We start from the raw sequence: 5,156 nt of genomic DNA, 5'->3' as shown, positions 1-5,156 counted from the left end.
CCCAGCACCGTGATGGCGTAGACGAGCTTGTGCAGGCGGGGCCACGCCTTGCCGAGGCGGCGGATCATCCCGTCCGTGGAGGTGACGCCGAGCACGACGAGCCCGAGCAGCGCCACGAAGCCGATGGTGAGGTAGATGCGCGTCGCGATCTCGGTGACGACCTTGGTCAGCACGAAGTTCTGGTCGACGACGTAGAGCGTGAGGTGGATCAGCGCGTAGGCCAGCACCGTCAGCCCGAGCATGCGGCGCACCAGGATGAGCTTGGGCGCGTTCGCGATCCGCCGCAGGGGCGTCACGGCCAGCGACAGCAGCAGGAAGCGCACGGCCCACTCGCCGGTGCCGTGCAGAAGCGCGGTGATGGGCTTGGCGCCGAGGGCATCGGCCGCGTAGGCGCCCGCCAGCCACAGACCCGGCGCCAGGGCGAATAGGAAGGTGGCGAGCTTCAGGCCGGAGACGCGGCCGGCGCGGTCGCGCCAGGGCGCGGAGACGATGGGCTGGGCGGGCATGGGAATCCGAAGGCGGTGGCGTGTCGAGGAGACAGATAGGAACGGCGCGCGATCCGTGCGGCGGCGCGGGGTCGCATCCGTCCGGAAAGCGTATCGTGACGTACCCGTCACCGAGCCAGTTCGCCGGACACGCGACCGGGTTACAGGCCTGTGCAGAGTCCTGAGAACGAGGGACAGGCCCAAGCCCCGGCCGATGCGACGATGGCTCGCGATTGCTATAAGCCGGCGCCGAGCCTCAGCCCCATCCGAAGAATCCCGCGAAGCACCCCGATGGCAGCCACCTTCGACGACAGCCTCGACGCCTTGACGCCCGAGACGGCGCGGGCGGAGCACGCGGATCTCTCCGCGCGGATCGCGGAGGCCGACCGGCTCTATCACCAGGAGGATGCGCCCGAGATCACGGATGCCGAGTACGACGCCCTGCGCAGGCGTCTGGAGACCATCGAGGGACGGTTCCCGGATCTCGCCGGGACGGGGGCCGCCAGCGCCTCGGTGGGCGCCAAGCCCTCGGAGAAGTTCGCCAAGGTCCGCCACGCCGTGCCGATGCTCTCGCTCGGCAACGCGTTTGCCGACGCGGAAGTCGAGGAGTTCGTCGCCCGGGTCCGCCGCTTCCTGAACTGGCCGGAGGCCGAGCCCCTGGGCTTTACCGCCGAGCCGAAGATCGACGGCCTCTCGCTGGCGCTGCGCTACGAGGACGGCCGCCTCGTCACCGCCGCGACGCGCGGCGACGGCGAGCTTGGCGAGGATGTCACCGCCAATGCCCGCACGGTGTCGGACATTCCCCAGGTGCTCGCCGGCGAGGACGTGCCGCGCATCTGCGAGGTGCGCGGCGAGGTCTACCTGTCGCACGCGGATTTCGCCGCGATCAACGCGCGCCAGGAGGCGGCGGGCAAGCCGCTCTTCGCCAACCCGCGCAATGCGGCGGCGGGTTCCCTGCGCCAGCTCGATCCCGAGATCACCCGCTCGCGCCCGCTGAAATTCTTCGCCTATGCCTGGGGCGAGGTGGTGCCGGCGTTCGAGGGCACGCAGCATGGGGTGCTGGAGCGCTTCGCCGCCTGGGGCCTGCCGGTCAACGACCGAACGAAGCTCTGCGCCGACGCGCAGGCCATGATCGCGCATTACCGGAGCATCGAGGCGGAACGCGCCGATCTCGGCTACGACATCGACGGTGTCGTCTACAAGGTCGACGCGCTCGCCCTGCAGCGCCGTCTCGGCTTCGTCTCGCGCTCGCCGCGCTGGGCGCTGGCGCACAAGTTCGCGGCGCAGAAGGCGCTCACCGTGGTCGAGGACATCGAGATCAATGTCGGGCGCACGGGCTCGCTGAACCCGCTGGCCAAGCTCCGGCCGGTCACGGTGGGCGGGGTCGTGGTCTCGAACGCCACCCTGCACAACGAGGGCTACGTCCAGGGTGTCGGCGGCGACGGCGAGCCGATCCGCGAGGGACGCGACATCCGCGTCGGCGACACGGTGGTGGTGCAGCGGGCCGGCGACGTGATTCCGAAGGTCATGGACGTGGTGCTGGACAAGCGCCCGGCGGATTCGAAGCCCTTCGCCTTTCCGGACCAATGCCCCGCCTGCGGCAGCCGCGCGGTCCGCGAGATCAACCCGCGCACCGGCAAACCCGATGCCGTGCGCCGCTGCACCGGCGGCCTGATCTGCCCCGCGCAAGGGGTGGAGCGCCTGAAGCACTTCGTCTCGCGCAACGGCTTCGACCTCGAGGGGTTCGGCCAGACCTATATCGAGGTGCTGTTCGAGGCCGGGCTGGTGCGCCAGCCCGCCGACCTGTTCCGCCTCGACTTCGAGCCCCTGAAGGCCGCCATCGTGGCGCGGCGCGAGGCCCTCTCGGCCGAGCGCCGGGCCGAGGGCGTGCCCGCCCCGAAGAAACCCACCAAGAAGAAGGGCGACGACGAGGACAAGGCGATCAAGAACCTCCTCGCCTCGGTGGAGGACCGGCGCAGCCTGCCTCTGAACCGCTTCCTCTTCGCGCTGGGCATCCCCGACATCGGGGAATCCACCGCCAAGGCCTTGGCCAAGCGCTTTCCCGACATGGCGGCACTGATGGAAGGGGTCGCCGCCGCAGCCCGAGACCAGGCCGGGCCCGACTGGATCAAATTCTCGGCCCTGGCGCGCATCGGCCCCACCACCCGCGACCGCCTGCTGGAATTCGGCTATCCGCGCGAGACGGGGGAGGCGGATGCCGCCGAGGGCGAGGAGACGGAGGCGCAACCGGCCGGTCGCGTGCGCCTGTCGGCACCGCAGCGCGCGAGTCTCCTCGGGCATTACGGGGACGCGGAGGCCATCGCGGCTGGGATCGCGCGGGCGGCCGCGCAGCGTCCGGGCGACGCCTACCGGCACTTCGCCGATGACGGCGAGATCGGCCCGGTGGCGACGGATTCGCTGATCGCCTTCTTCTCCGAGCCGCACAACGACGCGGCGGTTCGCGCGCTGCTGGCGGAGGTGAGGACCGAGCCCATGGCCGTTCCCGCCACCGCCACGGCCTTCGCGGGCAAGACCGTCGTGTTCACCGGCAGCCTGGAGCGGATGACCCGCTCCGAGGCCAAGGCCACCGCCGAGCGCCTGGGCGCCAAGGTGTCGGGGTCGGTCTCGGCCAAGACCGACCTGGTGGTGGCGGGGCCCGGGGCCGGGTCCAAGCTGAAGGACGCCGAGAAGCACGGCGTCGAGGTCATCAGCGAGGAGACATGGCTCGCGCGCGTCGCCGGCGCTTGAGCGGGGAATCGGGCGGCCCTAGACTCGGCGGAGGCCATGTTCGGCCAGGGCCGAGCCGTCCCCGAGAGCCATGACCGTCATCGCCATCGACTTCGAGACCGCCAACGAGCGGCGCGACAGCGCCTGCGCCGTCGGCCTCGCATGGATCGCCGGCGGGGCGGTGGTGCGTCGCGAGACCCGGCTGATCCGGCCCCCCGAACTGCGCTTTTCGCCGGGGAACATCCGCGTCCACGGCATCCTGCCGGCCGATGTCCGGCACCGGCCGGAATTCCCCGCCGTGATGGCCGAGTTCCTGCCCGACCTCGCGGGCGGCCTGATCCTCGCCCACAATGCCGGCTTCGATCTCGGCGTGCTGCGCGCCTCGCTCGCCGCCTATGGGTTGGCGCCGCCGGCCTTCTCCTATCTCTGCACCCTCCAGATCGCCCGAAAGGTGTTTCCGGCGGCGGAGGGCTGCGGTCTCGGCAAGGTCGCGGCCCGCCTCGGCATCCGCTTCGAGCACCACGACGCGGGCGAGGACGCCTATGCCTGCGCCGAGATCGCGCTCGCCGCCGCGCGGGAGCGGGGCGTGCCGAGCATCCCGGACCTGTCGCGGTCGATCCACCTGCCCATCACTACGGTGCCGGCGGGTCCCGATCTGGCGCAGCGGCCGCAGAGCCGGCCGGGCTCACTGACCGAGCGCGCCCGCCTGGCGGCGGGGGGACGCCCCTCGGCGTTGCCCGGGCTGCACTTCGCGATGCGCGGCAGCAGCGGCAACCGCTACGCCGTCACCCTGGAGGATCGCCACGCCGGTCCGCACCTGCGCTGCACCTGCATGGCGGGCCGCTACGGAACCCTGTGCCGCCACGTGAAATCACTGCTGGCCGGCGACATCACCGACCTGCTGTCGGGCAACCATGCCGACGTCGAGGCGCTGCGGCTGCGCATGACCGCCGAGATCGAGCACGGCGCCTGAGCCCGGTCCACGCGGCAGGCTCCGGACCGACGCGGAGCGTTGAAATCGCTCCGGTCAGTAGGTCCAGCGCTGGGCCTTCGCCACGAGGAAGTCGCGAAACGCCTGGACGCGGGCCACGGTGCGCATCTCCTCGGCGTAGACGAGGTAGCTCTCCATGTGGGGCATCTCGGTCTCGCGCATGACCTGCACCAGCCCGGCCTGACCCTCCGCCGCGTAGTCGGGCAGGATGCCGATGCCGGCCCCCGTCTCGATCGCGTGCTGGAGCGCCGTGATGTTGTTGACGGTGAAATGGATCGTCCGCCGCTCCTGGCCCTCGCGGCCCACGGTGGAAAGCCAGTGGGTGGCCAGCAGGTAGGACGGCTCGTTGCCGCCGAACGAGACGAGCCGGTGGTTGTCGAGGTCGGCGATGGATTTCGGCTCGCCGAAACGCTTCACGTAATCCTGCGAGGCGAAGGCGTGGTAATGCACCGTGAACAGGCGGCGCTGGATCAGGTCGGGCTGGGCCGGGCGTCGCATGCGGATGGCGACATCCGCCTCGCGCATGGCCAGATCGAGCTCCTCGTTGGTGAGGATGAGCTCGACGCGGACATCGGGGTAGAGGTCGAGGAACTCGGCCACCCGCTGCGCGAGCCAGGCCGTGCCGAGGCCCACCGTCGTTGTCACCTTGAGGTCGCCGGTGGGGCGCTCGCTCGTCTCGACGAGGCGGGCCTTCGTGTTCTCCAGGCGCAGCTTCATGTCGCGGGCGGCCCGAAACAGCAGGTCGCCCTGTTCCGTCAGGATCAACCCGCGCGCGTGACGGTGGAACAGCGGCGCCTTCAGCTCGCGCTCCAGGGCGCTGATCTGCCGGCTCACCGCCGACTGGCTGAGGCCGATGTCGTCGCCGGCCCGCGTGAAGCTGCCCGCTTCCGCGACGTTGAGGAAGATGCGGATCTTGTCCCAGTCCAAGGCGTCCACTCCCGTACGCGACCCGA

The 5,156-nt window shown here is 70.9% G+C and carries 4 protein-coding genes; 2 read left to right on the top strand and 2 right to left on the bottom strand.

Annotated elements, in window-relative coordinates; translation table 11 throughout:
• On the bottom strand, positions 1-506 hold a 506-nt coding region (locus JWQ05_RS12080), incomplete at its 3' end, for a sulfite oxidase heme-binding subunit YedZ (protein WP_299658691.1).
• A 270-nt stretch (positions 507-776) separates the two neighbouring features.
• Between JWQ05_RS12080 and ligA the strand changes: the two genes are divergently transcribed.
• Positions 777-3,233: an NAD-dependent DNA ligase LigA gene (gene ligA, locus JWQ05_RS12075; protein ID WP_299658690.1), complete on the top strand. Its 2,457-nt coding sequence runs from the start codon at positions 777-779 to the stop codon at positions 3,231-3,233.
• A gap of 70 nt (positions 3,234-3,303) precedes the next feature.
• Positions 3,304-4,185: a 3'-5' exonuclease gene (locus tag JWQ05_RS12070; RefSeq protein ID WP_299658689.1), complete on the top strand. Its 882-nt coding sequence runs from the start codon at positions 3,304-3,306 to the stop codon at positions 4,183-4,185.
• 54 nt (positions 4,186-4,239) lie between these two features.
• Here JWQ05_RS12070 and JWQ05_RS12065 read toward each other — a convergent pair whose 3' ends face one another.
• Complete coding sequence (locus JWQ05_RS12065; protein ID WP_299658692.1) at positions 4,240-5,130, bottom strand: LysR family transcriptional regulator; 891 nt, start codon at positions 5,128-5,130, stop codon at positions 4,240-4,242.
• Positions 5,131-5,156 lie beyond the last annotated feature (26 nt).

Source organism: Methylobacterium sp. (genome assembly GCF_028290105.1).
Lineage (GTDB): Bacteria > Pseudomonadota > Alphaproteobacteria > Rhizobiales > Beijerinckiaceae > Methylobacterium.
This window is presented reverse-complemented; position numbering and strand designations above follow the sequence as displayed.